At 34.6% G+C, this 514-nt stretch carries 1 protein-coding gene; it reads right to left on the reverse strand.

The features are described from left to right. Positions 1-68 precede the first annotated feature (68 nt). A complete protein-coding gene (locus tag NE619_RS17985; RefSeq protein ID WP_256133859.1) occupies positions 69-281 on the reverse strand; it encodes a helix-turn-helix domain-containing protein in 213 nt (70 codons plus the stop codon). Positions 282-514: the final 233 nt, after the last annotated feature.

The raw sequence follows: 514 nt of genomic DNA on the forward strand, positions 1-514 counted from the left end.
TAAGTAAAGTCAAATGAAAAAGCACCTGTCCAATTCTTTCGGATAGGTACTTTAGTCGTTAACGAGACTCAGATTTCTTTGCCGGTATCGTTCAATGTAAACGTGCCTTCAAAAACAGCATCACAGGCCTTGGCAATTTCATGCAAATCTTTTTCAGAAAGATTGTCTCGCCTTAACTTCGCGGCCATATTTTGGCTGGACGTTCCTATTTTCTCCGCCAAATCTTTTATTGTCATTTCTCTTGCGGCGAGAAGCATTTTTACTTTTGTGGACATTCCCATACTAAGACCACCTCCATCTTTTGTATTATAAAGAATTTTGCTGTTACAAGCAACTTGCAAATAGTACAAAACAATCTATTGGTTGTTCGCACATTTGATAAAAGAAATGTTTAAGTTTATTATTAGCGTAAAAATATTGTTTGAAACAATTAATAAGAATTTAGAAAGAGGTGAAAAGTTTTTATGAGCTACATATCAGAAATTTTTGATCGGTTGGACGTTCAAAATATTCG

Source organism: Anaerovorax odorimutans (genome assembly GCF_024459955.1).
In the GTDB taxonomy this organism is placed as follows: Bacteria; Bacillota; Clostridia; order Peptostreptococcales; family Anaerovoracaceae; genus Hominibacterium; species Hominibacterium odorimutans_A.